The organism is Microbacterium sp. LEMMJ01, from assembly GCF_002114135.1.
Classification (GTDB): Bacteria; Actinomycetota; Actinomycetes; order Actinomycetales; family Microbacteriaceae; genus Microbacterium.
Genome location: NZ_NCTV01000036.1, coordinates 376,044 through 400,807, shown reverse-complemented (window position 1 = coordinate 400,807; position 24,764 = coordinate 376,044). Strand labels below are relative to the sequence as shown.

Sequence of the window (24,764 nt, the reverse complement as noted above, 5' to 3'; positions counted from 1 at the left end):
AGGATCGTCCTCGCAGCAGCATCCGCCACGACGACCACTGCGAGAGACCATGACCTACCCGCGCTCCTCCTTCGGCCCCGCTGCCGACCAGGCCACCACTGTGGCGCCGAGCCCCCGCTTCCCGCAGATCGAGGAGGAGGTGCTCGACTTCTGGAAGACCGACGACACCTTCCGCGCCTCCATCGAGCAGCGCGAGGGTGCCCCCGAGTGGGTGTTCTACGACGGCCCTCCCTTCGCGAACGGTCTGCCGCACTACGGCCACCTGCTCACGGGCTACGCGAAGGACGTGTTCCCGCGCTTCCAGACCATGATCGGGCACAAGGTCGACCGCGTCTTCGGATGGGACACCCACGGGCTCCCCGCCGAGCTCGAGGCGATGAAGCAGCTCGGGATCACCGAGAAGAGCGAGATCGAGGAGATGGGGATCGACGTCTTCAACGAGAAGGCGCGCTCCTCGGTCCTGAAGTACACGCGGGAGTGGGAGGACTACGTCACCCGCCAGGCCCGGTGGGTGGACTTCGAGCGCGGCTACAAGACGCTCGACCTCGGCTACATGGAGAGCGTGCTCTGGGCCTTCAAGACCCTGTACGACAAGGGGCTCGCCTACGAGGGGTACCGTGTGCTCCCGTACTGCTGGCGCGATGAGACGCCGTTGTCCGCCCACGAGCTGCGCATGGACGACGACGTCTACCAGATGCGACAGGACCCGTCGGTCACGGTCACCTTCCCGCTCACCGGCGCGAAGGCCGAGGCGCTCGGGCTCACCGGCGTGCGCGCCCTCGCCTGGACGACGACCCCCTGGACCCTGCCGACCAACCTCGCGCTCGCCGTGGGGCCGGACATCGAGTACGTCGTGCTGCCCGCCGGTCCCGCCGGCGCCTCCGACGTGCACCAGGGACGCGCCGCTCCCTCGGCCGACCAGCTCGCGGTCGAGGCCTCTGCGCACCGCTACCTGCTCGCGAAGGATCTGCTCGGCGGGTATGCCAAGGACCTCGGTTACGAGAGCCCGGAGGACGCGCTCGCCGCGGTCGACGCCACGCTGCGCGGTGCAGAGTTGGCGGACGTCACCTACGACCGCCTGTTCGACTACTACGCGGACGAGGAGACCTACGGCACGGGGAACGCCTGGCGCATCCTCGTCGACGACTACGTCACCACCACCGACGGCACCGGCATCGTCCACCAGGCACCCGCCTACGGTGAGGACGACCAGCGCGTCGCCGGCGCCGCGGGCATCCCGACGATCCTGTCGCTCGACGACGGCGGGCGCTTCCTCCCGAACGTCACGGATGTCGCGGGCGAGCTGTGGATGGACGCGAACACCCCGCTCGTGCGGATCATCCGCGACAACGGCCGTCTGGTCCGGCTGCAGAGCTACGAGCACTCCTACCCGCACTGCTGGCGCTGCCGGAACCCCCTCATCTACAAGGCCGTGTCGAGCTGGTTCATCCGGGTCACCGACATCAAGGACGACCTCCTCGCGAACAACGAGCAGATCACCTGGGTGCCGGAGAACGTGAAGGAGGGGCAGTTCGGCAAGTGGCTCGAGGGCGCCCGCGACTGGTCGATCAGCCGCAACCGCTACTGGGGCTCGCCCATCCCGATCTGGAAGAGCGACGACCCGGAGTACCCGCGCGTCGACGCCTACGGCTCGCTGGAGGAGCTGGAGCGCGATTTCGGCACGCTGCCGCGCAACCCGGAGGGCGAGGTGGACCTGCACCGCCCCTACATCGACGATCTGACCAGGCCGAACCCCGACGACCCCACGGGCAAGAGCACGATGCGGCGCATCGGCGACGTCTTCGACGTGTGGTTCGACTCCGGCTCGATGCCGTACGCCCAGGTGCACTATCCGTTCGAGAACCAGGAGTGGTTCGACTCGCACTCCCCGGCGGACTTCATCGTGGAGTACATCGGCCAGACCCGCGGCTGGTTCTACGTCATGCACGTGCTCTCGACGGCGCTGTTCAACCGCCCGGCGTTCACGGGCGTCAGCTGCCACGGCATCGTGCTCGGCAGCGACGGCTACAAGATGTCGAAATCGCTGCGGAATTACCCCGACGTGTCCGAGGTTCTGGACCGCGACGGGTCTGACGCGATGCGCTGGTTCCTGATGTCGAGCGCGGTGCTCCGCGGCGGCAACCTCATCGTCACCGAGGAGGGCATCCGGTCCGGCGTGCGGGAGTTCCTGCTGCCGCTGTGGAACTCGTGGTACTTCTTCGCGACGTATGCGAATGCTTCGACAGGCTCAGCAACCCAGGGAGGAGCAGGCTCAGCAACCCAGGGAGGCGGGTACGAGGCATCGTGGCGCACCGACTCGACCGACGTCCTCGACCGGTACATCCTCGCGCGGCTGGGCGACCTCGTCCGCGAGGTCCGGGCCGATCTGGAGGGTCTGGACTCGACCACCGCGTCCGCGCGACTGCGCGACTTCGCCGAGGTGCTGACGAACTGGTACATCCGCCGTTCGCGCGACCGGTTCTGGGTGGGCGTGACGGACGACCCGAAGAGCCGCGAGGCGTTCGACACCCTGTACACCGTGCTGGAGACGCTGTGCCGCGTGGCCGCGCCGCTCGTCCCGCTCATCAGCGAGCGCGTGTGGCAGGGGCTCACCGGCGGGCGCAGCGTGCACCTGCAGGACTGGCCGGATGCGGATCAGTTCCCCGCCGCCGACGAGATCCGCGACGCCATGGATGCCGTCCGTGAGCTATCGAGCGTCGGCAACGCGCTGCGCAAGAAGGAGAAGCTGCGCGTGCGCCTGCCGCTCGCACGGCTCACGGTGGTCTCTCCGCTCGCGGGCGACCTCGACCAGTTCGAGGACATCCTCCGCGAGGAGCTCAACGTGAAGACCGTCGAGCTCGTCCCGCTGACCGACGAGGCGGCCGGGGAGTACGGCATCAGCCACCGGCTGAGCGTGAACGCCCGCGCCGCGGGTCCGCGCCTCGGCAAGGACGTGCAGAAGGCCATCCAGGCCGCGCGCTCGGGTGACTGGTCCGAGACCGACGGCGTCGTGACTGCCGGCGGCATCGCGCTGGAGCCCGCCGAGTACGACCTCGTCCTCGAGACCACGGGTCGCCCCGAGGGGGAGGCCCTGGCCATCGTCCCGTCCGGAGGGTTCGTCCTGCTCGACACCGACACGACGCCGGAGCTGGAAGCCGAGGGCATCGCCCGCGACGCCATCCGCGTCGTGCAGGAGGCGCGCAAGAACGCCGGGCTCGACGTCAGCGACCGGATCGTGCTGGCCCTCAACGCCGCCCCCGCGGAGGCGGCGGCGCTGGAGACCCATGCCGACCTCATCGCCGCCGAGACGCTCGCCGTGGCGTTCGCCGTGCAGCCGACCGACGACCTCGACCGGCTCGTCGACGAGGTCACCAGCCCCGGAGATGGCGTGCATCGGAGCGGGGCGAAGGCCCTCGGGGCCGGGAAGGCGCCGCTCCTCGTCACGATCGACACGAACCTGGAGAAGGTGGGCGCATGAGTGCGAGAGACCGGGCCGACGCCGTCTACGAGACGCTGCTGAGCCGTGCCGGGGAACGCTGGGTGCAGCCGCGCAAGGAGCGGACGGCGCGGATCCTCGAGTACCTCGACGATCCCCAGCGCACCTACCGCGTCATCCACATCACCGGCACCAACGGCAAGACGTCGACCGCGCGGATGATCGAGAGCCTGCTGCGTGCCCATGACCTGCGCACCGGCCTGTTCACGAGCCCGCACCTGGAGCGCTTCACCGAGCGCATCATGATCGACGGCGAGCCGATCTCCGATGAGGCCGTCGCCGACGCCTGGGACGAGATCGAGCCGTTCGTGGGGATCGTCGACGCCGAGCTCGAGGCGGCAGGGGAGGCCCCGCTGACGTTCTTCGAGCTGCTCACGGTCCTCGCCTTCGTCGCGGTCGCCGACGCACCCGTCGACGTGCTCGTGCTCGAGGTCGGCATGGGCGGGGAGTGGGACTCCACGAACACCGCCGACGGCGACGTGGCGGTGTTCGCTCCGATCGACATCGACCACGCGGACCGCCTGGGAAGCACGATCGCCGAGATCGCCCAGGTCAAGGCCGGCATCATCAAGGAGGGCGCCGCCGTCGTCTCCGCCCAGCAGCCCGCCGAGGCCGCCGAGGTGCTGCGCCGCGTGGCCGCGGAGCGCCATGCCACCATCGCCTTCGAAGGCGAGGACTTCGGGCTCGCCGAGCAGAAGCTCGCCGTGGGCGGTCAGCTCCTCACCATCCGGGGCCTTGCGGGGCAGTACGAGGAGGAGTACCTGCCGCTGTACGGCGCGCACCAGGGCCACAACGCCGCGCTGGCCGTCGCCGCCGTCGAGTCGCTCATCGGCGGCGCCGGCCAGGCGATCGCCGGCGGCGTGATCTCCGACGGACTCCAGGGCAGCACATCTCCCGGCCGCCTGCAGCTCCTCGGCATCGCTCCCACCGTCATCGTCGACGCCGCGCACAACCCGCACGGCGCCGCGGCGCTCGCCCAGGCGCTGGACGACAGCTTCGACTTCGACGAGTGGGGCCTGGTGCTCGGCGTCCTCGCGGACAAGGACGCGGCGGGGATCGTCGCGCGGCTCGCGCCGGCCGCCGCGCACGTCTTCGCGACCGCGCCGGAGTCGGACCGCGCCAGCGATGCCGACCTCATCGCCGATCTCGTCGAACAGGCCGGACAGCGCGCCACCGTGCACCCGTCCCTCGCAGACGCCGCGGACGCGGCCCGGGAATGGGCGGCCTCGTCGGATCGTCGGGCCGTGGTCATCGCCGGCTCCGTCGTGCTCGCGGGCGAGGCGATCGCGCTCTCCGAAGAGGAGGACTGGAAGTCGGGGTGGCGCGCATGAGTGCCGCCGCCCCGCGTCGACCGCGCGCCCCGCGCACCCTCGTGCAGAAGCTCGCCCCGGTGGTGCTCGGCTTCGAGGCGATCGTCGTCTTCCTCGTCGGCCTCACCATCTTCGGCCTGAAGGCTCTGCCGGCGGGCATCGAGCAGTGGTGGGGGATCGTGGGCGGTGCCGTCGTGGCCGTGGCCTGCGTCGTCATCGCGGGCATGATCACGAAGCCCTGGGCGATCCCCGCCGGGTGGATCGTGCAGATCGTGGTCGCGTTGTCGGCCATCGCCGTCCCTGCGGTGCTTCTCGTCGTCCTGATTTTCGGCGGCATGTGGGCGTATGCGACCATCATGGGGGCCCGCCTGGACGCACGACGCCCGAGCGGGGCTCCGACCGCGCAGAACGCAGACACAGAGAGTGAATGACATGGCCACCGAAGAAACCCTCGTCCTCGTCAAGCCGGACGGTGTCGCCCGCGGCCTCACCGGCACGATCCTCGCCCGCATCGAGGCGAAGGGATACGCCCTCGTCGACATCCGCCTCGTCGAGCCCGACCGCGACCTGCTCGCCGCGCACTACGCCGAGCACGAGGGCAAGCCGTTCTACGAGCCCCTGCTCGAGTTCATGATGTCCGGCCCCTCGGTGGCGATCCGTCTCGCCGGCAACCGTGTCATCGAGGGCTTCCGCTCTCTCGCCGGCACGACCGACCCCACGACCGCCGCGCCCGGCACCATCCGTGGTGACTTCGGTCGCGACTGGGGGCTCCAGGTGCAGCAGAACCTCGTGCACGGCTCGGACAGCCCCGAGTCGGCCGCCCGCGAGCTGGGCATCTGGTTCGACTGATCCCGACCCTCACGACGAAGCCCGTCCGCCGGAATGGCGGACGGGCTTCGTCGTTCTCACGGAGAGATCAGAAGAGGATCTTCGCCATCTCGCCGAGGAAGTCGAGTCCCTGCAGCTGCGCGAGGAAGATGATGAGCGCGTACGCGATGACGGTCGCCAGCGGCACCCACGGCATGAGCTTCTCGGCGCGCGCTCGGACCTTCGCGTTGCTCGTGAAGGTGCCGTTGCGGGCGAGATGGACCATCGTGGCGAAGAAGGTGGGGATCGTCACGGCCCAGGTGACCATGCACCAGGGGCAGAGCACGAAGAGGCTGTACAGGCTCTGCGCGATCAGCCAGCACACGAGGCCGAAGGCGAAGGTGATGCCCGCGCCGAACGCCGCCCAGAACCACCGCGGGAACCGCGCCCCGGCGAGGATCGCGACGCCGACGACGAGCGGCGCCATCCAGCCGGTGAGACCGATGATCGGGTTCGGGAAGCCGAACACCGATCCCTGCCACGACTGCAGGTTGACGCTGCACTGGATGAACGGGCTGAGATCGCACCCGAGCGCTTCCTGCGGCTTCTCCAGCAGTGCGAACTTCTCGACGGTGAGCTGGAAGGCGGCGTACCAGCCGATGACGCTCGCGATGATCAACCACACGGCATAGACGACGGGGCGGGTGCGCTGCTCGCTCATGCTCAGGATTATCCCAGCGACGGCTATGGAAAGGGCGAGAACCGCCCGGAGAAAACGGGCGGTGAGCGACGGGATGCCGCGATCGGACCGACTTGGTGCGATAATGACCTGTGATGCGATGAACGGCGTTGCCGCGACACGCGTCGAGCAGACTTCGGGGCCCATGCCCCACGCGACCAGAGCCATGAGCCGGTCGCAGGCCGATTGAGTTCGCGGCACCCGCGGGTGCCGCATGAGATTTCACGGGACACGCAGTGGACCGTGCCAGGGAGCACGCCAGAGATGGCCGATGAGAACAATGACAACAACGCCCCCGCCCTCGACGCCCCGGCTGATGCCGCGGAGCCGCTGACGGCGCCCACCCACGCCGCAGAGCTCGAGGCGGAGAGCGAGGCTCCCGCGGCGCAGGCTCTGTCCGAGGACGTCCCTGCGGAGTCCGAGGCTTCCGCGGAGTCCGAGGCCGCTGCGGAGTCCGAGGCGCCTGCCGAGCCCGAAACTCCTGCCGAGCCCGAGGCCCCTGCGGAGCCCGAGGCTCCTGCGGAGTCCGAGGCTCCTGCGGAGTCCGAGGCTCCTGCGGAGTCCGAAACTCCCGCGGAGTCCGAAACTCCTGCCGAGCCCGAGGTCCCTGCGCAGCCGGAGAAGCCCGCGCCGGTCACCGCCGTGTCGCTCGGACTGCTGCCCGAGGTCTTCGTGTCGCAGGTGTCGACCCAGCTGCACTTCTACGCACCGGAGATCGTCCCGCTTCCTGCTCGCCCCGGTCGCGACGACCGTGCGCCGGAGCGCGACCAGGACGAGTCCGGGGGAGGCCGCCGGGGGCGTCGTCGCCGTGGCGGCTCCGAAGGCGACGACCAGCAGCGCGACGAGCCGCGGCAGCGTCAGCGCGTCGTCGAGTACATCACCGAGCCGAAGGCGATCAAGGGCTCGACGCGCCTCGAGGCCAAGAAGCAGCGCCGTCGTGACGGCCGCGACGCCGGCCGTCGTCGTCCGGTCGTGACCGAGGCCGAGTTCCTCGCACGCCGGGAGTCCGTCGACCGCAAGATGGTCGTGCGCTCCAAGAACGGCCGTACGCAGATCGGCGTGCTTGAGGACGGCGTGCTCGTGGAGCACTACGTCGCCCGCAATCAGGACGCCTCGCTGATCGGCAACGTCTACCTCGGTCGCGTGCAGAACGTGCTTCCCAGCATGGAGGCCGCGTTCGTCGACATCGGTCGCGGCCGCAACGCCGTGCTCTACTCGGGCGAGGTGGACTGGGACGGCGTCGAGACCGGCAACCAGCCCCGTCGCATCGAACTGGCGCTCAAGCCGGGCGATCGCGTGCTCGTCCAGGTCACCAAGGACCCCGTGGGTCACAAGGGCGCCCGCCTCACGAGCCAGATCTCGCTGCCCGGCCGCTACCTGGTGTACGTGCCCGGCGGCTCGATGAACGGCATCAGCCGCAAGCTGCCCGACAACGAGCGCGCGCGACTCAAGCGCATCCTCAAGGAGGTGCTGCCGGAGTCGTCCGGCGTGATCGTCCGCACGGCGGCCGAGGGCGCCACCGAGGAGCAGCTGACCCGCGACGTGCAGCGCCTCACCTCGCAGTGGGAGCACATCCAGAAGCAGGTCGAGAGCCAGCAGGCCCCCGCGCTCCTGCACGCCGAGCCCGACCTGCTCGTGAAGATCGTCCGTGATGTCTTCAACGAGGACTTCACGAAGATGCTCATCCAGGGCGAGGAGTCGCAGCGCACGATCCGGGCGTACCTGGAGAGCGTGGCGCCCGACCTGCTCGAGCGCGTCGAGGCCTATGAGGACGACGTCGACCCGTTCGACGCGTTCCGCATCACCGAGCAGATCGAGAAGGCGCTGGACCGCAAGGTGTGGCTGCCCTCCGGCGGCTCGCTCGTGATCGACCGCACCGAGGCCATGACGGTCGTCGACGTCAACACCGGCAAGTTCGTCGGCTCTGGCGGAAACCTCGAGGAGACCGTCACCAAGAACAACCTCGAGGCCGCGGAGGAGATCGTCCGCCAGCTGCGTCTGCGGGACATCGGCGGCATCATCGTCGTCGACTTCATCGACATGGTGCTGGAGTCCAACCGCGACCTCGTGCTGCGTCGACTCATCGAGTGCCTGAGCCGCGACCGGACGAAGCACCAGGTCGCCGAGGTCACCTCGCTCGGTCTCGTGCAGATGACGCGCAAGAAGCTCGGCCTCGGCCTGCTGGAGACCTTCAGCGAGGCGTGCGAGGTGTGTGCGGGTCGCGGCGTGATCGTCCACCACGACCCGGTCGTGAAGCACCGCGCGAACGGCAACGGCAACAACAACAACGGCGGCAACGGCAACGGCGGACGCCGCCAGCGCGGGAACGGCGGCAACGGCAACGGCAACGGCGGCGGAAACCACTCCGCCCCCGCCGCCCCGCCGGTGACCCACAGCATCACCGAGGGGGCCAAGTCGGCCCTCGCGCAGATCGCCGCGTCCACCATCGCGCCTGCCGGTGACGCGGTCGCCGAGGCTCCCGCCGCCGAGCCCGCACCGGCTCCCGCGTCCGAGCGCCCGAAGAAGGCCCGGAAGAAGCGCGGGGACCGCAAGGGGCCGAAGACGCCGACCGAGGAGCTTCTCGACTCGGTCCTGGACGCGCTCCCGGAGCCCAAGGCGCCGGGTCAGGGTCGTGGACGGCGTCGGGTCACCACCGCCGCGCTGTCCGGCACGCCGGTGTCCGTGAGCTCGGAGGCGTCAGCGGCGCCGGTCGCGTCCGCGGACCCGGAGGCCTGACGCGATCAGGCGGGTGACCAGCTCCCTGCCGGAGACGTGCTGTGCACCGCCGGCGATGAGCCGGGGGACCGCGTCCTCAGGGACGTCGTAGTGATCGAGGTCGAAGGCCCGCGCCGGGATCCCGTGGCTGCGCGCGAACGCGTGCAGCTCGTCGAGGTTGTCGTCGCTGACCAGGTGCGCCCACAGGCGTCCGTGGGCGGGCCAGCGGGGGTCGTCGACGAGTACGGTCACTCCGTCAGCCTACGACCGGCCCCGTCACGCGGCTCACTTTGCGAGGTCGTCCGGCATCCGGTAAAGTAGTCCCTTGGTGCGCATGCCGCCTCGTCCTCGACGGCCGAAGCGGAGAGTCTTGCATTCGCGCCCGTCGTACCAGCGACGCATGCAAGCAACAGTCTTCCCGTGAGATTCTCGGAGCCGCGTGCTCCCCAACGAAACAGGTATGAAGTGGTTTACGCAGTAGTGCGCGCCGGTGGCCGGCAGGAGAAGGTCGAGGTCGGCACCATCGTTCAGCTCGACCGTGTTCAGGCTGCCCAGGGCGACAAGATCCAGCTGCCCGCCGTGCTGCTCGTCGACGGCTCCACGGTGACCACCGACGCCGACGCGCTGGCGAAGGTCACCGTCACGGCTGAGGTCGTCGGCAACCTCCGCGGCCCGAAGATCGTCATCCAGAAGTACAAGAACAAGACCGGCTACAAGAAGCGTCAGGGCCACCGCCAGGAGCTCACGCGCGTCAAGATCACCGGCATCAAGTAAGACCGAGGAGACCAGGACATGGCACACAAAAAGGGCGCAAGCTCCACCCGTAACGGTCGTGACTCCAACGCACAGCGCCTCGGCGTGAAGCGCTTCGGCGGTCAGCAGGTCCTCGCCGGCGAGATCATCGTCCGCCAGCGCGGCACCCACTTCCACCCCGGCGCCAACGTCGGCCGTGGTGGCGACGACACGCTGTTCGCTCTGGCCGCCGGTGCGGTCGAGTTCGGCGCGAAGGGCGGCCGCAAGGTCGTCAACATCGTCGCTGCTGCTGAGTGATCACAGCACCACGCTAAACATCCGGTTCGGGGCGGGCTTCGGCTCGCCCCGTCCGTGTATCTGCCGTCAGGCACCCTGAGCAACCGAAGGACTCGCACATGGTCACGTTCGTCGACACCGTCACTCTGCACCTGCGTGCAGGCAAGGGCGGCAACGGCTGCGTCTCCGTGCACCGGGAGAAGTTCAAGCCCCTGGGCGGTCCGGACGGCGGCAACGGCGGCGACGGCGGCGACATCGTGCTCGTCGCCGACACGCAGACCGGCACGCTGCTGTCGTACCACCACTCGCCGCACCGCTCGTCGGGCAACGGCGGACCGGGCATGGGCGACCACCGCTCCGGCTTCGACGGCGAGACCCTGGAGCTTCCCGTCCCGGTCGGCACCGTGGTCAAGAACCCGAACGGCGACGTCCTGATCGACATGATCGAGCCGGGCGAGCGCTTCGTCGTGGCCGCGGGCGGTCAGGGCGGACTGGGCAACGCGGCCCTGGCGACCCCCAAGCGCAAGGCTCCCGGGTTCGCTCTGCTCGGCACCCCGGGCTTCGAGGGCGATGTCGTGCTCGAGCTCAAGACCGTCGCCGACGTGGCCCTCGTGGGCTACCCCTCCGCGGGCAAGTCGAGCCTCATCGGCGCGATCTCGGCCGCACGGCCCAAGATCGCCGACTACCCCTTCACGACGCTGCACCCGAACCTCGGTGTCGTCCAGGTGGAGGACTTCCGCTACACCGTCGCCGATGTGCCCGGCCTCATCGAGGGCGCCAGCGAGGGCCGCGGGCTCGGACTCGAGTTCCTGCGGCACGTGGAGCGCTGCTCCGCCCTGCTGCACGTGCTCGACTGCGCGACGCTGGAGCCGAACCGCGACCCCATCTCCGACCTCGACGTCATCCTCGCCGAGCTGGCCGCGTACGAGGTGCCGGAGGGGCAGACGCCGCTGCTGGAGCGCCCGCAGTTCGTGGCGCTGAACAAGGTCGACGTGCCGGAGGCCCGTGACCTCGCCGACCTCGTGCGTCCTGACCTGGAAGCCCGTGGTTTCCGGGTGTTCGAGATCTCCACGGTCTCGCACGAGGGGCTGCGCCCCCTCACGCTCGCCCTCGGCGAGCTGGTCGAGCAGCACCGCAAGGAGACCGCGGTCGAGGCGCCGCGCGAGCGCGTCGTCATCCGGCCGAAGGGCTCCGTGAAGCCGTTCACGATCCGCGTCGAGGGCGGCACCTACGGCAACATCTACCGCATCCTCGGCGAGAAGCCGGTGCGCTGGGTGCAGCAGACCGACTTCCAGAACGAGGAGGCCGTGGGCTACCTCGCCGACCGCCTGGAGAAGCTGGGCGTCGAGGACGAGCTCTTCCGCCTCGGCGCCGTGCAGGGTTCGACCGTCGTCATCGGCGAAGGCGACAGCATCGTCTTCGACTGGGAGCCGACGATGAGCTCCGCCGCCGAGCTCATGACCGCGCCCCGCGGCACCGACCCGCGTCTGGCGCCGAACGCCCGCCGCACCACGTCCGAGCGGCGCGAGCAGTACTACGAGCGCATGGACGCCAAGGCGCAGGCGCGCGCCGAGCTGGAGGCCGAGCGCCTGGCCACCTACCGCGAGGACGAGGCGTGACCGCACGCACGCGCGCCGACCTCGCGACGGCGACGCGGATCGTCGTCAAGGTGGGCTCGTCGTCCATCAGCGGCGAGTCGTCCTGGCGCATCCCGGTGCTCGTCGAGGCGCTGGCTGCGGCGCATGCCCGCGGAGCAGAGGTCGTGCTCGTGTCGTCGGGAGCGATCGCCTCCGGCATCCCCTTCCTCCGCCTGGACGCGCGGCCCACCGACCTCGCCACGCAGCAGGCCGCGGCCGCGGTCGGCCAGAACATCCTCGTTTACCGGTATCAGGAGGCCCTGCGGCCGTTCGACATCGTCGCCGGTCAGGTGCTGCTCACCACCGGAGACCTCGAGAACCCGACGTCGCGGTCGAACGCGCGTCGCGCCATGGAGCGTCTGCTGGGGCTGCGCATCCTGCCGATCGTGAACGAGAACGACACCGTTGCGACACAGGAGATCCGCTTCGGCGACAACGACCGGCTCGGCGCTCTCGTCGCCCAGCTCATCGAGGCCGACGCGCTCATCCTCCTCAGCGACATCGAGTCGCTGTACACGCGCCCGCCGAGCGACCCCGGTGCGGAGCCCATCGACATCGTGGCCCCCGACGCCGATCTCTCCGGGCTGGAGTTCGGCGCCACCGTCGTCAACAGCGTCGGCACCGGGGGAGCGGCCACGAAGGTCTCCGCCGCCCGGCTGGCCGCGGCTTCCGGCATCGGCGTCCTCGTGACCAGCGCGGACCTCGTCGCCCAGGCGCTCGCGGGTGCCGACATCGGAACCTGGTTCGAGCCGGCCACCTCCTAGACTGGGCGGATGACCGACCTCACCCCTCAGACGCGCCTGGAGCGGGCCAAGGAGGCCTCGCGGGAGACCGCCGCCCTCACCAGCGACGACAAGGCGCGGGCGCTGGAAGCCGTCGCCGTCGCCCTCGAGGCGAACGCCGCCCGGATCATCGAGGCCAACGAGCGCGACGTGGCGCGCGGGCGTGAAAACGGCATCGGCGAGTCCCTCATCGATCGGCTCCGCCTCGACGAGAAGCGGGTGTCGGCTCTCGCAGCCGCCGTCCGGCAGGTGGCCGCGCTGCCCGATCCCGTCGGCCGGGTGGTGGGTGGCCATCGGATGCCCAACGGCGTGGCCCTCGAGCAGGTGCGCGTCCCGTTCGGGGTGGTCGGCGCGATCTACGAGGCGCGTCCCAACGTGACCGTCGACATTGCGGCTCTCGCGCTGCGATCCGGCAATGCCGTGGTCCTGCGCGGAGGCAGCGCCGCGCGCGATTCGAACACGGTGCTCGTCGACGTGATGCGCGCCGCCCTCGGCACGGCGGGCGTGACGCCGGAGGCGATCCAGACCGTCGACGACTTCGGGCGCGACGGGGCGAAGGCGCTCATGCACGGCCGCGGCTTCATCGACGTGCTCGTGCCGCGCGGCAGCGCCGGTCTCATCGAGACCGTCGTGACGGAGTCGACCGTGCCGGTCATCGAGACGGGTGCGGGGAACGTGCACATCCTGCTCGACGAGAGCGCCCCGGACGACTGGGCCTGCGACATCGTCGTGAACGCCAAGGTGCAGCGGCCGAGCGTGTGCAACGCGGTCGAGACGGTCCTCGTGCACCGGCAGGCCGCCCCGCGGCTGATCCCCCTCGTCGCGAGCGCGCTCATGAGCGAGGGCGTGGCGATCCACGGCGACGATGTCGTGGCGGGCCTCGTCGCCAACGTGATCCCGGCCACGGAGGAGGACTGGGCCACCGAGTACCTCAGCCTCGACGTCGCCATGAAGGTGGTCGACAGCCTCGACGACGCTCTCGACCACATCCGCCGCTACAGCACGGGTCACACGGAGTCGATCATCACCACCGACGCGCGCAACGCGGAACGCTTCCTGGCCGAAGTCGACTCCGCGGTCGTGATGGCCAACGCCTCGACCCGGTTCACCGACGGGGCCGAGTTCGGCTTCGGCGCCGAGGTCGGGATCTCGACGCAGAAGCTGCACACGCGCGGTCCGATGGGGCTCGCCGAACTGACCAGTACGAAATGGCTCGCGCGTGGGGCAGGTCAGACGCGCGGGTGAGGGCTAGACTGGGGGACGCTGTATCCCCACAGGACCCCCGAGACAGCACGCCACGAACGGAGTCAGGATGAACCTCGTCGCACAGATCGCGATGGCCGCCGCAGAGACCGAGCACCACGGCAACGTGGCCCTCGACACCCTGATCTTCGGAGTCATCGCCGCGATCGTGTTCGCCGCGCTCGGGATCGTGACGCTGTCGTACAAGAACGTCGCGAACCGTCACTCGGCGAAGGCCGAGGCCTGGGCGGCCAAGCACGGCAAGGACCACGAGGCGGGACACGGCCACTAGGCCCTCATGAGCACCGCGACCACGCGCGCACCGCGCATCGGCGTGATGGGCGGCACCTTCGATCCGATCCATCACGGCCACCTGGTCGCCGCCAGCGAGGTCGCGCACTCGTTCGATCTCGACGAGGTGGTGTTCGTCCCGACGGGTCGCCCGTGGCAGAAGGCGGACGTGACGCCCAGCGAGCACCGCTACCTGATGACCGTGATCGCCACGGCGTCCAATCCGCAGTTCACAGTGAGCAGAGTCGACATCGACCGCGCGGGACCGACGTACACGATCGACACCCTCCGCGATCTCAAGGCCCAGCGTCCGGACGCCGAGCTGTTCTTCATCAGTGGCGCCGATGCCGTGGCGCAAATTCTCAGTTGGAGAGACCATGATGAACTGTGGGAGTTGGCCCACTTCGTCGCGGTCTCCCGCCCAGGACACGTTCTGAGCATCGACGGCCTCCCGAGCGACGACGTCAGCCAGCTCGAGGTGCCGGCGCTGTCGATCTCGTCGACGGACTGTCGTGAGCGTGTCCGTGACGATCAACCGGTCTGGTACCTCGTCCCCGACGGGGTCGTCCAGTACATCGCGAAGCATCATCTGTATCGGAGCAAGGCATGAGCACATCGGATCAGCGAGGTCCGCTGACGCGGAAGCAGCTGCGGGAGATCCGGTTGACGGGATCCACCCCGATCATCAGCGAGGAAGAGGCCAAGGCCGCCGCGGAGTCCGCTCCTCCCGCCCAGCCGCTGCCCCGCGCCGCCGAGCCCGTCGTCGTCCCCCCGGCGCCGGTCGCCGAAGGCCCCGTCGAGCCCGGCGCCGCTCCGCTGACCCGCCGCCAGGCGCGGGAGCAGGAGAAGATCAAGACCGCCTCGGTCCCGGTCCACGGCGCGGAGGATCAGGCCGGGCACGACGTCGCGGCGGATCAGCAGCCGGCGGCACCGACGGAGGAGGACGACGTCGTCGATGACGAGGTCGCCGCGGAGCCCGTCAGCGCCGCCGACGTCGCCGATACCGTCGGCACGGTGCCCCTCGTCGAGGACGAGGGTGCGCAGACGGAGTCGGCTCCGGACGATCTGTCGGAGGTACTCGGCGTCTCCGCGGAGGACGAGGCCTCGGACGAGGATCTCCTCGAGGAGGAGGTCGACGACGACATCGAGGCGGGCGAGCGCCCGACCGTGAGCCCGACGTTCGGGGAGGGGGTGCTCCAGGAGGATGCACCCGCCGAGCCCGCGCCGTTCCGTCCCTCGTTCGACGAGCTGCTCACCTCGAACGACTCCGGGGGCACCCAGCACTCGGCACCGAACGCCCTGATCTTCACGCCGTCGGCCGGTGAGGGTTCGCTGTCCGGGCCGGTGGCCTCCACGGGCGAGATCCTCGTCACGGGGTCCTACGAACTGCCCAAGGGGCTCGGTTCGCAAGGGCACGCTCACGGCACCACGGACGGCAAAGAGGTCGACGCCGTCCTCATCGACGGGGAGCTCCCGCCCGCGTCGTCCCCGACTCCGATCGCGGCGAGCTCCGCGGTCAGCACCATCAAGCCCGCCGGCGAGGTGATCCGTCCGCCGGCACCCGAGAAGGGCAACCGGCTGATGCTGATCGCCGCCATCGTCGCGGGCGCCCTCGCGCTGGGCCTGGGCACGGCCCTGGTCATCGCCTTCACAGGAAACGTCTTCTGATGCAATCACCCGAAACCGCCGAAGAGATGCTGCGCATCGCCGCCGACGCCGCCGTGGCCAAGGGCGGTGAGGATCTCGTCGCACTGAACGTCTCCGAGCCGCTTCCGCTCGTCGACATCTTCCTCCTCGTGACCGGCAACAGCGAGCGGAACGTCGCCGCGATCGCCGACGAGATCGAGGACCGTCTCGTCGAGTCCGGACACAAGCGCGTGCGCCGGGAGGGGCGTGCCGAGGCGCGCTGGGTGCTGCTGGACTTCGGCGACCTCATCGTCCACGTCTTCCACCAGGAGGAGCGGGTCTACTACGGCCTGGAGCGTCTGTGGAAGGACTGCCCGGTCATCCCGCTCGAAGTCGCCGAAGCGTCGGCTGACAACGCCTGACATGGCCACGCACCTGCTGACCGGTGCGGGGTCGGGCATCGGCGCGGTCCTCGCCCGACGGCTCGTGGAGCGCGGTGACGACGTCGTGGTGCTCGCGCGCGACGCGGGACGCGCGCGACAGATCGCCGAGGAGCTGCCGGGGGTCTCGACCCTGGTCGGCGACCTCGCCCAGCCGGGACGCCTCTCGTGGGCGCTCTCGAAGCAGAGTCTGCCGGATCGCATCGACTCCCTGGTGCACGCGGCCGGCGTCGTCGATCTCGGGACGGTGGGGGAACTCACCCCGGCGCTCTGGGACCAGCAGCTCGCCGTCAATCTCGTCGCCCCGGCGGAGCTCACCCGTCTCCTGCTGCCCGTGCTCCGGGTCTCGCGGGGGCACGTCGTGTTCGTGAATTCCGGCGCCGGGCTCCGGGCGAGCCCGGGGTGGTCGGCCTACGCGGCCTCGAAGCACGGCCTGCGGGCTCTCGCGGACGCGCTGCGGCAGGAGGAGGCCGAGCACGGTATCCGCGTGACCTCGGTGTATCCGGGGCGGACGGCGACGCCCATGCAGGAGCGGGTGCACCGGCAGGAAGGCCAGGAGTACGACGCGACGCGGTTCATCACGCCGGAGGCGGTGGCGACGACGATCCTCACCGCGCTCGACCTGCCGCGGGACGCCCACCTCACGGATCTCACGGTGCGTCCCCAGGGCTGAACGAGCCGATCACACCATTCTCCTGCACCTCCTCGTGAGGGTGTCAAGGCCCTTCCCTTCCCTGGCGGGGTATCGGAGGCTCGTCATCAGAGAGTCCTGGAGGGCCGACTGATGTCAGAAGTTCCTGATCCCCGTTTCGTGCTTCACCGCATCACGCCGTCGGAGTGGGTGATCAACGATCTGCGCTATCCCCCGAACGACCCGCGTCATGTCGTCGCCTGCGTGTACGAGCTCGCCGACACCGAGGTCGAGGTGACGTGGCTGCGCGATCTTCCGCTCGCGATCCGATACGGCACGGCGTTCGAGGTGCTGGAGGAGGTCGAGCGGATGCAGGGGGCGAGCCGGGCGACGCGTCCCATCGCGATCCCGCATCGACCGCCGCTGCTGGCGACCTGAGCCGGCTCCGCGCGAGAAAGGGCACCCCTCCGTGAGGAGGCGGTGCCCTTTCCTGTGTCCGGATCAGTCGTCGTCGCCGGCGACGGCGGCGCGGTCGGCCTCCGCACTGTCGATCTGGGCGTCGTCCGCATCCTCGTCGAGCACTTCTTCGCCGTCCACCTCGCGCGTCGGGACGTCGTCGGCGTCCCCGTCGGCGATCGGCGGGAGAGGCGGGATCGGGGGAGTCGTGTTGGACATGTCGTCTCCTTTCGTCGGATGCCCTCTGTATACGCCGGCATGCGCACCCTGGGGAGACCGTTGACGGGCCGTGGCGGGGGTGGCTACGGAGCCGGCTCCGACCTCAGGAAGCGGGGGGCGTGCCGCCGCCTCCCGGGCCGCCCATGCCGGACGCGGCCTGCTGGGTGACGCTGTTCGCATAGTCGTTGGTCGGATCGCGGTAGATGGTGTGCACGTGCCCCCAGCCCGACGTGGTCACGCCGTCGACGTCGGCGCCCGCAGAGCCCTGCTGCGCCTGGAACGCGACGTACACCTTCGGGCCGGAGATCGAGAAGTCGATGCCGTTCCCGGTGCTCATGTCGTACGTCGTCGCCCCGGACCAGGCGATGACGGTGTCATCCAGCGTCTCCTCGATGTCGGCCAGCGTGGACGCCGTGGTCTCCTCGTCGCTCATCCCGGCCCAGTTCGCGATGAGCTGGAGCAGCAGCTCCCGCTGCTCGTCGGAGAGGTCGGCCCCGGACAGCCCGGCTCCGCTGACGAAATCGCACGTGTCGCCCGGTGCGCACATGCTCACATCGCCGGAGGTCAGCGTGGCCTGCTGGTCGGCGGTGAGGCTGTCGAAGAACGCGAAGGCGTCCGTGTAGATCCCGTCGAACGGCTGCACCTCCTCGCCGTCCTCGTTCGTGTAGACGGCGGGCTGGACGCCGAGGTGCGTGGGCGCGAACGTGATCGCGTCGGTGCTGCCGTCCAGCGTGGCGTTGATACCGAGGTGGTGCCCGCCGAACTGCACCTCGAAGGCGCTGTCGGTCGCCGTCGGATCGCCGAAGAAGGCGATGTAGTACTGCCCGAGGGAATCCTCGGTGCTGCTGCTGTTCTCGGCGAGGTACTCGTCGCCCCCCATGATCCCGGTGACGGTGGCGTAGGCCTCGTCGCTCAGCAGAGCCTCCAGCACGGCGAGCGCCGCCGTCCGCTGCTCTTGGGTCAGATCGGTGAGGTTCAGTCCTGCCCTCTGCACGAAGGTCACCGGGAAGTTCGACCACGACGTCGTCTTCGTCTCGTCGTCGAAGTCGTACAGCACGGCCTCCCTCTGCTCGTCGGTCAGCGTTGCGAGGAAAGCCTCGGCGGCGGCGGACGTGTCGGCGATCGTCCCCGCGGTCGTTCCGGCATCCGTCGAGGCGGCGGCGGAAGCCGAGGCGGACGACGAGGCAGAGGTCGTCGGTTCGGCGGTCGTGGCAGCCGCGCAGCCGCTGAGGACGAGGCCGCCCGCGAGGACGAGGCCGGCGAGCCAGGCGAGGCGCTTCTGTGCGGGAGAGGATGTCGTGTTCATGCCTCCACGGTAGGAAGGGGACCGGTGGCAGCCCTATGATCTGTCGATGTCCTTCCTATGACGATGGAGCCGCGGCCACGCCACACCGTGTTTTTCCGGGCGATGTCCGGGACGCCGCCTCAGGCCCGCTCGCGAGATCAGGCGACCTCGCACATCGGAGCCTGTTGTCGCGCGAATGCCTGAGGTTGAGCGGGATCAGGGGAGATAGCGGTCCACGATCGTGCGGAGCTGTGCCTCGTCGGGTGCCGTGGTCACGCCGGTCACGCGCTGCAGCGTCGCGAACGGGGTCGACGCGGACCCGACGGGAGCCGGCTCGATCTGCGTCTTCCAGTCGGGAGCGATGCGGTCGAGGAGGAGGCCGAGCTGGGCACCCGTGAAGTAGGAGTAGTCGCGTTCCAGGACGGTCTGCTGATCCGGGTCGTCGATCAGAGCGTCGAGGCCGTCGGTGAAGGTGGTCTGTACGGGCGTGAGGCCTCGTGCCTTGTCGAAAGCCCGCTCGACGTAGGTCGCCGTCCCTTCGATGGCCTCCACCTCGATCTCCAACTCCAGAGTCGGCCACGTCGTGTGGCGCGCCATGCGCACCGTGGCGAGGTCGGATGCGAGGGTGGCCAGCGCCTGCGGGTCCGTCTCGGTCTCGACCTTGTCGAAGATCCGCGCCTCGACGCGGAGCAGCTCGTACTGCGCCTCCGTGTGCGGGTAGTCGGGGATGAGCCCACCGGCCACCCAGGGCCAGGCGCCGGGCGCTTCCGGATCGAGCCCCTGCTTCGTGACGTGGAAGTTCTCGTGCAGGGAGAAGCGCTGAAAGCCCTGCGACGTCGTGGTCTCGGTGTCGAGCATCGTCTGGTTGTACTTGAACGCGAGGACATCATCGCCGCCCACCTCGATCACACCGAAGTTGGACGGGGCGTACAGCAGCGCGTCCCCGACGGCGAACGTCCGGCTGATGCGGACGTCATCGAGGTGGGTGGCCCCGGGAACGTCGAGCTTCGTCATGCCGGAGGTGTCCGTGACACCGCTCATGTTGACGAGGATCGCGTGCGACCAGAAGGAGCTCTTCTCCCCGTCCGTGCGCAGCAGAACCAGCGGTTGGTCCTCATACCGGTAGGCGTCCGTCCAGATCTCCGCCGCATGTGCGGCTGCGACGTCGTACTGCTCCGACAGCTGCGTGAGGATCTCCTTGTCGGTGGCGTCGAGGCCCTCGTAGTCCGACGGGGTGGGAGCGAGGAGGCGCCAGGCGATCACCCCGCCGATCCCGAGCGCGAGGACGGCGAGAACACCGAGGATCACGGGAGCGAAGCGGCGACGGCGTCGCGCGACGGAAGCGTGCATATGTAACACGCTACCGTGACGACTGTTTCGTCTTCGTATGCTCCTCCGTCAGGCGATGGCGCGGCATCAGGCAGGGAGGGCGGTGAATGCCTGATGGAGCGCGGGCGCCTGATCTCGCGTGATGCAGCACGCCGCGGAAACACGAAAACCCCCGGCGAACCGAGGGTTTTTCGTGGACCTGAGGGGACTCGAACCCCTGACCCCCTGCATGCCATGCAGGTGCGCTACCAGCTGCGCCACAGGCCCAGACGCTGTTCCGGAGTGCTCCGGGCAACGTGAAAACACTACTACACGAATCCGCATCCGCACCAATCGGGACGGGCCGCCCGGGCGCGTCGGGGCGCGAGGAACATCCGGAGGAGCGACGGCGTTCGATCCATCGTGAGCACTCTCGACAGCATCGTGATCGGCGCCGGCCAGGCCGGGCTGTCCGCGTCGTTCCACCTGCGCCGCCGCGGGATCGAGCACGTCGTCCTGGATGCCGATGCTCGCGCCGGGGGAGCGTGGCAGCACCGGTGGGACGCTCTCACGATGCGCGACGTGCACGGGGTCGCCGAGCTCCCGGGCGACACCGCGCCGCCGCGGGACGAGCGGCGGGCCAACATCGCGGTACCGGAGTACTTCGCCGCGTACGAGGAGGCCCACGAGCTGCCGGTGCTGCGGCCGGTGCACGTCCGCCGGGTCCACGATGACGACGGCGTCCTGGTCGTCGAGGCCGACGAGGGGGAGTGGCGCACCCGCACCCTCGTCAACGCGACCGGCACCTGGACGCAGCCCTTCCTCCCGCACTATCCGGGGATGGAGACGTTCCTCGGGGAGCAGTTCCACACCGTCGACTACCCGGGTCCGGAGCACTGCCTCGGCAAGCGGGTGCTGGTCGTCGGCGGCGGTGCATCCGCCGTGCAGTTCCTCGGCGCCCTCGCTCCCCTCACCGAGACCCTGTGGGTCACCCGACGCCCGCCCGTCTGGCGCGATGACGACTTCACACCGGAGGCCGGTGCCGCCGCCGTCGCGCTCGTCGAGAAGCGGGTGGCGGCCGGGCTGCCCCCGGAGAGCGTGGTCAGTGTCACGGGTCTCATGCTGCGCCCCCAGGAACGGGAAGCGGAGCGCCTCGGCGCGTACGCCGACCGTCGACCGCTCTTTCAGCGCATCGAGCCCGACGGCGTGCGCTGGGCCGACGGATCGTTCGAGCGGGTGGACGTGATCCTGTGGGCGACGGGGTTCCGGCCGGCCATCGGCCACCTCGCCCCGCTCCACCTGCGCAGTGCCGCGGGTGGGATCCAGCTCGACCGCGGCGGCCGCGGTACGACGGCGGTGGCCGACCCCCGGGTGCAGCTCGTCGGGTACGGCCCCTCCGCGAGCACCATCGGCGCGAACAGAGCGGGGCGAGCCGCTGCGGCCGGTGTCGTCCGGGCGCTCGCGAAGACGGGAGCCTCGGTCTCGTCCTGACTGGTTCGTCGTCCGGCGCGTCCTGTGGATACGCTGGGAGGCATGCTGCGCATCGTCCTGACCGTCGTCTGGCTGCTGCTCTCCGCGTGGCTCGTGGTGTGGGTGGGGGAAGGCCTGTTCGGTGTGAACCAGCGCGAGTCGATCCTCCCGTTCGCGAGCGGTGACGGTCTCGGCGGCCCCATCGTGATCGGTGTGGCGTGGGGTCTGCTGCTCACCTTCGGCGGATCGATGTCGGGTCTGGCGCGGCGCAAGAAGGTTCGCGGGCCGGCGCAGATCGGTGTCGGCACCGTCGTCGAGATGTCGCGCACCGGCGTGACCGTGAACGACGTGCCCCAGTACGACCTGTTCATCCGGGTCAGCCCCAGCGTCGGCGACGATTTCATCGGACAGCTGCGCATGCTGCTCGACGCCGGTGACGTCGGAGCGCTGCAGGTGGGGCAGCCCGTCCCGGTCCGCTACAACGTCGACGACCCCGACACGGTCGAGCTCGCCGACCTCAGCGACCCGAGCGTCCGAGAGGCGATGCTCCAGTGGCGCATCGACCGGGGCCTCATCGACCCGTCCCAGGTCCGCGCGCGTACGACGGGGACCCAGGTGCCCGCGTCCGTCGTCGAGGTGCGTCCGACCGGACGGCGCCGTGAGGGGCAGAGCGAACTCGCGCTGAAGGTGCTCGTGGCCCCCGAGGGGGCAGAGCCGTGGGAGGCCGACACCACCGTGTTCGTCTACCCGCAGGCCGTGTCGCGCCTGCAGGTCGGGGCACCGATCTGGGCGTTCTACCGGCGGGAGGACCCGCACACGGTCGCCGTCACCATCGAGAAGGAGGCGGCACGATGAACCCCCTCGACACGCTGATGTGGCTGGTGAACTTCCCCGCCGCGCACGGCTATGCGATGGTCTTCATCGCGGCGTTCTCGATCCTCGGGCTGTTCGCGGTCTCCGCGCGAGGCACGACCGGAGGCGGCTCGCTGCGGGCTGTCCGTGAGCGGGAAGGCCTTGTTCCGGCGGGCACGCGATCCAGGGGCAGCGTCGGTGGCTCCGTGGTCCGCGTGTTCTTCCGCGTCCTGGCCTTCGTGATGCTCGGTTCCCTCATCATCGGGATCCTGAGCCTGACCGGTGTCCCGGTGACCCGCGCGTACATCTTCGAGAACGGTCGTCCCACCACGGGTACGGTCGACGGGGACTGGGTGACGTTCACGGCGGCCGACGGCACCGAGTACACGCTGGAGAGCGACTTCTTCACCCCCGCCGTGTACCCGGACCGTGACGCGTGGATCCCGACCGGGACGCCTGTCGTCGTGCGGTACCTCCCCTCGCATCCGCAGGCCTTCGTCATCGACAGTTCGCAGACCCCGGGCTGACGTCAGTCGGGGCGCGTAGGGTGAAGACATGTCGCGCATCCTCGTCTTCGGCGGCCACGGCCGCATCGCCCTGCTGCTCGCCCCGCTCCTCGTCGCCCGCGGTCACGAGGTCACGGGGGTGATCCGGAACCCCGATCACGTGACGGAGGTGGAGGACGGCGGCGCGATCGCGCTCGTCGCCGACATCGAGACCATGGACGTCGACGCCCTCACCGAGATCATCCGCGGACACGATGCCGTGGTGTGGTCGGCGGGTGCCGGAGGCGGGAGCCCGGAGCGTACGTACGCGGTCGACCGCGACGCGGCGGAGCGGACCATGGACGCGGCGGAGCGCGCGGGCGTGCGACGCTACGTCATGGTGTCGTGGATCGGCTCCACGGCCGATCACGGCGTCCCGGAGGACGACTCCTTCTTCCCGTACGCCGACGCGAAGTGGGCCGCAGACGAGCACCTGCGCGCTTCCGACCTCGACGGGACGATCCTCGGCCCCGGCACGCTGACCTTCGATGACCCGACCGGTCGCATCCGCATCGATCCGGAGGGGCGCGGCGAGGTCTCCCGCGCCGACGTCGCGGCGGTCATCGTCGCGACCCTGGAGGACCCGGGCACGATCGGGCGCACGATCCGCTTCGGCAACGGCGACGAGGAGACCTCGGTGCCGATCGCCGAGGCGCTCGCGCGCTGAGGGCGATGAAGCGGAGTCGGTCCCTCGGGCGCCGGGCACGGCGAGGTGCCGGCGCCGCGCTCGTCCTGATCGCCCTCGTGGGAGGTGCCTGCGCGTCGGCGGCTGCCCAGTCCAGCACGGAGCCCGCTGAGGCGGTATCGGTGCAGGCCGCAGGGCCCGGCGAGCTCCGACAGCAGGCCGCCGCTCTCGTCGCGGACATGAGTACCGCGGAGCAGGCATCGTCCATCGTGATGGGACACATCGGCGGGACCGATCCGGCGGCGCTGCGTGCCTATATGCAGTCGGGGCTCGGCGGATTCATCCTCATGGGCGGGAACATCCCGGCCACGGAGGAAGAGCTCCGCGCGCTGACGGCCGCGCTGACCGTCGACCCCGCCCTCCCGCCGCTGATCGCCGTGGACCAGGAGGGCGGCATCGTCTCGCGCCTGCCCTGGGACACCTTCCCGGCGTCGACGACCCTGAAGAGCCGTCCGGTCGCCGAGACCTCGGCAGCCTTCGCGGCCCGCGGCGCGCTCGTCGCCCGCGCGGGGATCACCGTCGACTTCGGCACGGTCGCCGACGTCCCTTCCGACCCCGGCTCGTTCATCTTCGGGCGGGCACTCGGCACCGATCCAAAGAATGCCGCCGAGCGCACCGCGGCGGCGACCACGGCCCAGGAGCACTTCGTCGCGTCCACGCTCAAGCACTTCCCCGGGCACGGAGCGGCGCCCGGCGACTCCCATCACGCGATCCCGAGCACCGGCATGACGAAGGCCGCCTGGCGCGAAACGGACGCCGTCCCGTTCGCCGCCGGTATCGACGCCGGTGCCTCGGTGCTCATGTACGGCCATCTCGCGTACACCGCCGTGGACTCCCGTCCGGCGTCGCTCTCCGCGGAGTGGCATCGCATCGCGCGGGAGGAGCTCGGCTTCGACGGCGTGGCCGTGACGGACGACCTCGGCATGCTGCTGTCCTCGGGGGACCCGGCGTACGCCGACCCGGTCGCGAACGGCGTCGCCGCAGTCGCGGCCGGCAACGACCTCGTGCTCATGATCGCGGGGTCCACCGCGCAGACCGCGACCGACATGGCCGCGGGGATCGCCGCGGCGGTCGACGCCGGGACGCTGCCCGCCGACCGTCTGGAGGACGCGGCGACCCGGGTGCTCACCCTGCGCCTGCAGCTCGCCGCAGCGTCGTCGTCGTGGGCCGTCTGCGGGGACTGCGCCGCCGGCTGACGC

26 protein-coding genes and 1 tRNA gene are annotated in these 24,764 nt (G+C 70.1%); 21 read left to right on the top strand and 6 right to left on the bottom strand.

Annotated features, from left to right (window positions below; genetic code table 11):
• Nucleotides 1-49 precede the first annotated feature (49 nt).
• The 4 genes from ileS to ndk are packed head-to-tail and all read left to right on the top strand — an operon-like array spanning nucleotide 50 to nucleotide 5,655.
• On the top strand, nucleotides 50-3,478 hold the full coding sequence (gene ileS, locus B7W94_RS16895; protein ID WP_085607775.1) for an isoleucine--tRNA ligase: 3,429 nt from the start codon (nucleotides 50-52) through the stop codon (nucleotides 3,476-3,478).
• The gene (locus B7W94_RS16890) at nucleotides 3,475-4,827 is read left to right on the top strand and encodes a bifunctional folylpolyglutamate synthase/dihydrofolate synthase (protein ID WP_062766693.1); all 1,353 of its coding nucleotides are present in this window, start codon (nucleotides 3,475-3,477) and stop codon (nucleotides 4,825-4,827) included. Before ileS ends, B7W94_RS16890 begins: the two co-directional genes overlap by 4 nt.
• Entirely contained in the window at nucleotides 4,824-5,237 is a 414-nt protein-coding gene (locus B7W94_RS16885; protein WP_231729450.1) for a DUF4233 domain-containing protein, read from the top strand. The genes B7W94_RS16890 and B7W94_RS16885 overlap by 4 nt, the downstream gene beginning before the upstream one ends.
• Nucleotide 5,238: 1 nt before the next feature.
• Nucleotides 5,239-5,655, top strand: a complete 417-nt coding sequence (ndk, locus tag B7W94_RS16880; protein ID WP_025104977.1) for a nucleoside-diphosphate kinase — start codon at nucleotides 5,239-5,241, stop codon at nucleotides 5,653-5,655.
• 67 nt (nucleotides 5,656-5,722) lie between these two features.
• On the opposite strand, the gene B7W94_RS16875 is transcribed toward ndk, so the two are convergent.
• The gene (locus B7W94_RS16875) at nucleotides 5,723-6,334 is read right to left on the bottom strand and encodes a vitamin K epoxide reductase family protein (RefSeq protein WP_025104976.1); all 612 of its coding nucleotides are present in this window, start codon (nucleotides 6,332-6,334) and stop codon (nucleotides 5,723-5,725) included.
• Nucleotides 6,335-6,616: 282 nt separating this feature from the next.
• Here B7W94_RS16875 and B7W94_RS16870 point away from each other — a divergent pair, with 282 nt between their 5' ends.
• Nucleotides 6,617-9,088 (top strand): Rne/Rng family ribonuclease, encoded by a 2,472-nt coding sequence (locus B7W94_RS16870; RefSeq protein ID WP_085607773.1) that lies wholly within the window; start codon nucleotides 6,617-6,619, stop codon nucleotides 9,086-9,088.
• On the opposite strand, the gene B7W94_RS16865 is transcribed toward B7W94_RS16870, so the two are convergent.
• The gene (locus B7W94_RS16865; RefSeq protein ID WP_062766684.1) at nucleotides 9,050-9,319 is read right to left on the bottom strand and encodes a DUF4031 domain-containing protein; all 270 of its coding nucleotides are present in this window, start codon (nucleotides 9,317-9,319) and stop codon (nucleotides 9,050-9,052) included. The two genes, B7W94_RS16870 and B7W94_RS16865, sit on opposite strands and share 39 nt — an antisense overlap.
• 213 nt (nucleotides 9,320-9,532) lie before the next feature.
• Here B7W94_RS16865 and rplU point away from each other — a divergent pair, with 213 nt between their 5' ends.
• The 11 genes from rplU (at nucleotide 9,533) to B7W94_RS16810 (ending at nucleotide 17,183) form a co-directional block, all read left to right on the top strand.
• The gene (gene rplU, locus B7W94_RS16860) at nucleotides 9,533-9,841 is read left to right on the top strand and encodes a 50S ribosomal protein L21 (RefSeq protein ID WP_025104973.1); all 309 of its coding nucleotides are present in this window, start codon (nucleotides 9,533-9,535) and stop codon (nucleotides 9,839-9,841) included.
• Nucleotides 9,842-9,859: 18 nt separating this feature from the next.
• Nucleotides 9,860-10,117 (top strand): 50S ribosomal protein L27, encoded by a 258-nt coding sequence (gene rpmA / locus B7W94_RS16855; RefSeq protein WP_025104972.1) that lies wholly within the window; start codon nucleotides 9,860-9,862, stop codon nucleotides 10,115-10,117.
• Nucleotides 10,118-10,215: 98 nt separating this feature from the next.
• Nucleotides 10,216-11,715 (top strand): GTPase ObgE, encoded by a 1,500-nt coding sequence (obgE, locus tag B7W94_RS16850; RefSeq protein WP_025104971.1) that lies wholly within the window; start codon nucleotides 10,216-10,218, stop codon nucleotides 11,713-11,715.
• Nucleotides 11,712-12,497 (top strand): glutamate 5-kinase, encoded by a 786-nt coding sequence (proB, locus tag B7W94_RS16845; RefSeq protein WP_025104970.1) that lies wholly within the window; start codon nucleotides 11,712-11,714, stop codon nucleotides 12,495-12,497. Before obgE ends, proB begins: the two co-directional genes overlap by 4 nt.
• A gap of 9 nt (nucleotides 12,498-12,506) precedes the next feature.
• Nucleotides 12,507-13,760, top strand: coding sequence for a glutamate-5-semialdehyde dehydrogenase (locus tag B7W94_RS16840; protein ID WP_085607771.1), 1,254 nt, complete (start codon nucleotides 12,507-12,509; stop codon nucleotides 13,758-13,760).
• A gap of 67 nt (nucleotides 13,761-13,827) precedes the next feature.
• Nucleotides 13,828-14,049, top strand: a complete 222-nt coding sequence (locus B7W94_RS16835) for a hypothetical protein (RefSeq protein WP_025104968.1) — start codon at nucleotides 13,828-13,830, stop codon at nucleotides 14,047-14,049.
• A 6-nt stretch (nucleotides 14,050-14,055) separates the two neighbouring features.
• Nucleotides 14,056-14,658, top strand: a complete 603-nt coding sequence (gene nadD, locus B7W94_RS16830; protein ID WP_029989831.1) for a nicotinate-nucleotide adenylyltransferase — start codon at nucleotides 14,056-14,058, stop codon at nucleotides 14,656-14,658.
• The gene (locus B7W94_RS16825) at nucleotides 14,655-15,716 is read left to right on the top strand and encodes a hypothetical protein (protein WP_085607769.1); all 1,062 of its coding nucleotides are present in this window, start codon (nucleotides 14,655-14,657) and stop codon (nucleotides 15,714-15,716) included. Before nadD ends, B7W94_RS16825 begins: the two co-directional genes overlap by 4 nt.
• The gene (gene rsfS / locus B7W94_RS16820) at nucleotides 15,716-16,096 is read left to right on the top strand and encodes a ribosome silencing factor (protein WP_025104965.1); all 381 of its coding nucleotides are present in this window, start codon (nucleotides 15,716-15,718) and stop codon (nucleotides 16,094-16,096) included. The genes B7W94_RS16825 and rsfS overlap by 1 nt, the downstream gene beginning before the upstream one ends.
• A 1-nt stretch (nucleotide 16,097) precedes the next feature.
• Nucleotides 16,098-16,787 (top strand): SDR family oxidoreductase, encoded by a 690-nt coding sequence (locus B7W94_RS16815; protein ID WP_025104964.1) that lies wholly within the window; start codon nucleotides 16,098-16,100, stop codon nucleotides 16,785-16,787.
• Between the two features lie 138 nt (nucleotides 16,788-16,925).
• Entirely contained in the window at nucleotides 16,926-17,183 is a 258-nt protein-coding gene (locus tag B7W94_RS16810) for a hypothetical protein (RefSeq protein ID WP_164498151.1), read from the top strand.
• Nucleotides 17,184-17,246: 63 nt separating this feature from the next.
• On the opposite strand, the gene B7W94_RS18180 is transcribed toward B7W94_RS16810, so the two are convergent.
• The 4 genes from B7W94_RS18180 to B7W94_RS16795 form a co-directional block, all read right to left on the bottom strand.
• Nucleotides 17,247-17,420, bottom strand: a complete 174-nt coding sequence (locus tag B7W94_RS18180; protein ID WP_164498152.1) for a hypothetical protein — start codon at nucleotides 17,418-17,420, stop codon at nucleotides 17,247-17,249.
• 103 nt (nucleotides 17,421-17,523) lie between these two features.
• Nucleotides 17,524-18,726 carry a DUF3500 domain-containing protein gene (locus B7W94_RS16805; RefSeq protein ID WP_085607767.1) on the bottom strand — a complete coding sequence of 401 codons (1,203 nt, stop codon included), beginning with the start codon at nucleotides 18,724-18,726 and terminating at the stop codon, nucleotides 17,524-17,526.
• A gap of 195 nt (nucleotides 18,727-18,921) precedes the next feature.
• Complete coding sequence (locus B7W94_RS16800; RefSeq protein WP_085607765.1) at nucleotides 18,922-20,055, bottom strand: hypothetical protein; 1,134 nt, start codon at nucleotides 20,053-20,055, stop codon at nucleotides 18,922-18,924.
• 173 nt (nucleotides 20,056-20,228) lie between these two features.
• Nucleotides 20,229-20,301: transfer RNA gene (locus B7W94_RS16795), tRNA-Ala, on the bottom strand.
• Nucleotides 20,302-20,436: 135 nt separating this feature from the next.
• On the opposite strand from B7W94_RS16795, the gene B7W94_RS16790 reads away from it, so the two are divergent.
• The 5 genes from B7W94_RS16790 to B7W94_RS16770 all read left to right on the top strand — a co-directional run bounded on the left by B7W94_RS16790 (nucleotide 20,437) and on the right by B7W94_RS16770 (nucleotide 24,761).
• Nucleotides 20,437-21,504, top strand: coding sequence for a flavin-containing monooxygenase (locus B7W94_RS16790; protein WP_085607763.1), 1,068 nt, complete (start codon nucleotides 20,437-20,439; stop codon nucleotides 21,502-21,504).
• 42 nt (nucleotides 21,505-21,546) lie between these two features.
• Nucleotides 21,547-22,338, top strand: coding sequence for a hypothetical protein (locus tag B7W94_RS16785; protein WP_062766672.1), 792 nt, complete (start codon nucleotides 21,547-21,549; stop codon nucleotides 22,336-22,338).
• Nucleotides 22,335-22,862 carry a hypothetical protein gene (locus B7W94_RS16780; protein WP_025104958.1) on the top strand — a complete coding sequence of 176 codons (528 nt, stop codon included), beginning with the start codon at nucleotides 22,335-22,337 and terminating at the stop codon, nucleotides 22,860-22,862. The genes B7W94_RS16785 and B7W94_RS16780 overlap by 4 nt, the downstream gene beginning before the upstream one ends.
• A 28-nt stretch (nucleotides 22,863-22,890) precedes the next feature.
• Entirely contained in the window at nucleotides 22,891-23,547 is a 657-nt protein-coding gene (locus B7W94_RS16775; protein WP_025104957.1) for an SDR family oxidoreductase, read from the top strand.
• Nucleotides 23,548-23,687: 140 nt separating this feature from the next.
• The gene (locus B7W94_RS16770) at nucleotides 23,688-24,761 is read left to right on the top strand and encodes a glycoside hydrolase family 3 N-terminal domain-containing protein (RefSeq protein WP_238695574.1); all 1,074 of its coding nucleotides are present in this window, start codon (nucleotides 23,688-23,690) and stop codon (nucleotides 24,759-24,761) included.
• The last annotated feature ends 3 nt before the right edge of the window (nucleotides 24,762-24,764 follow it).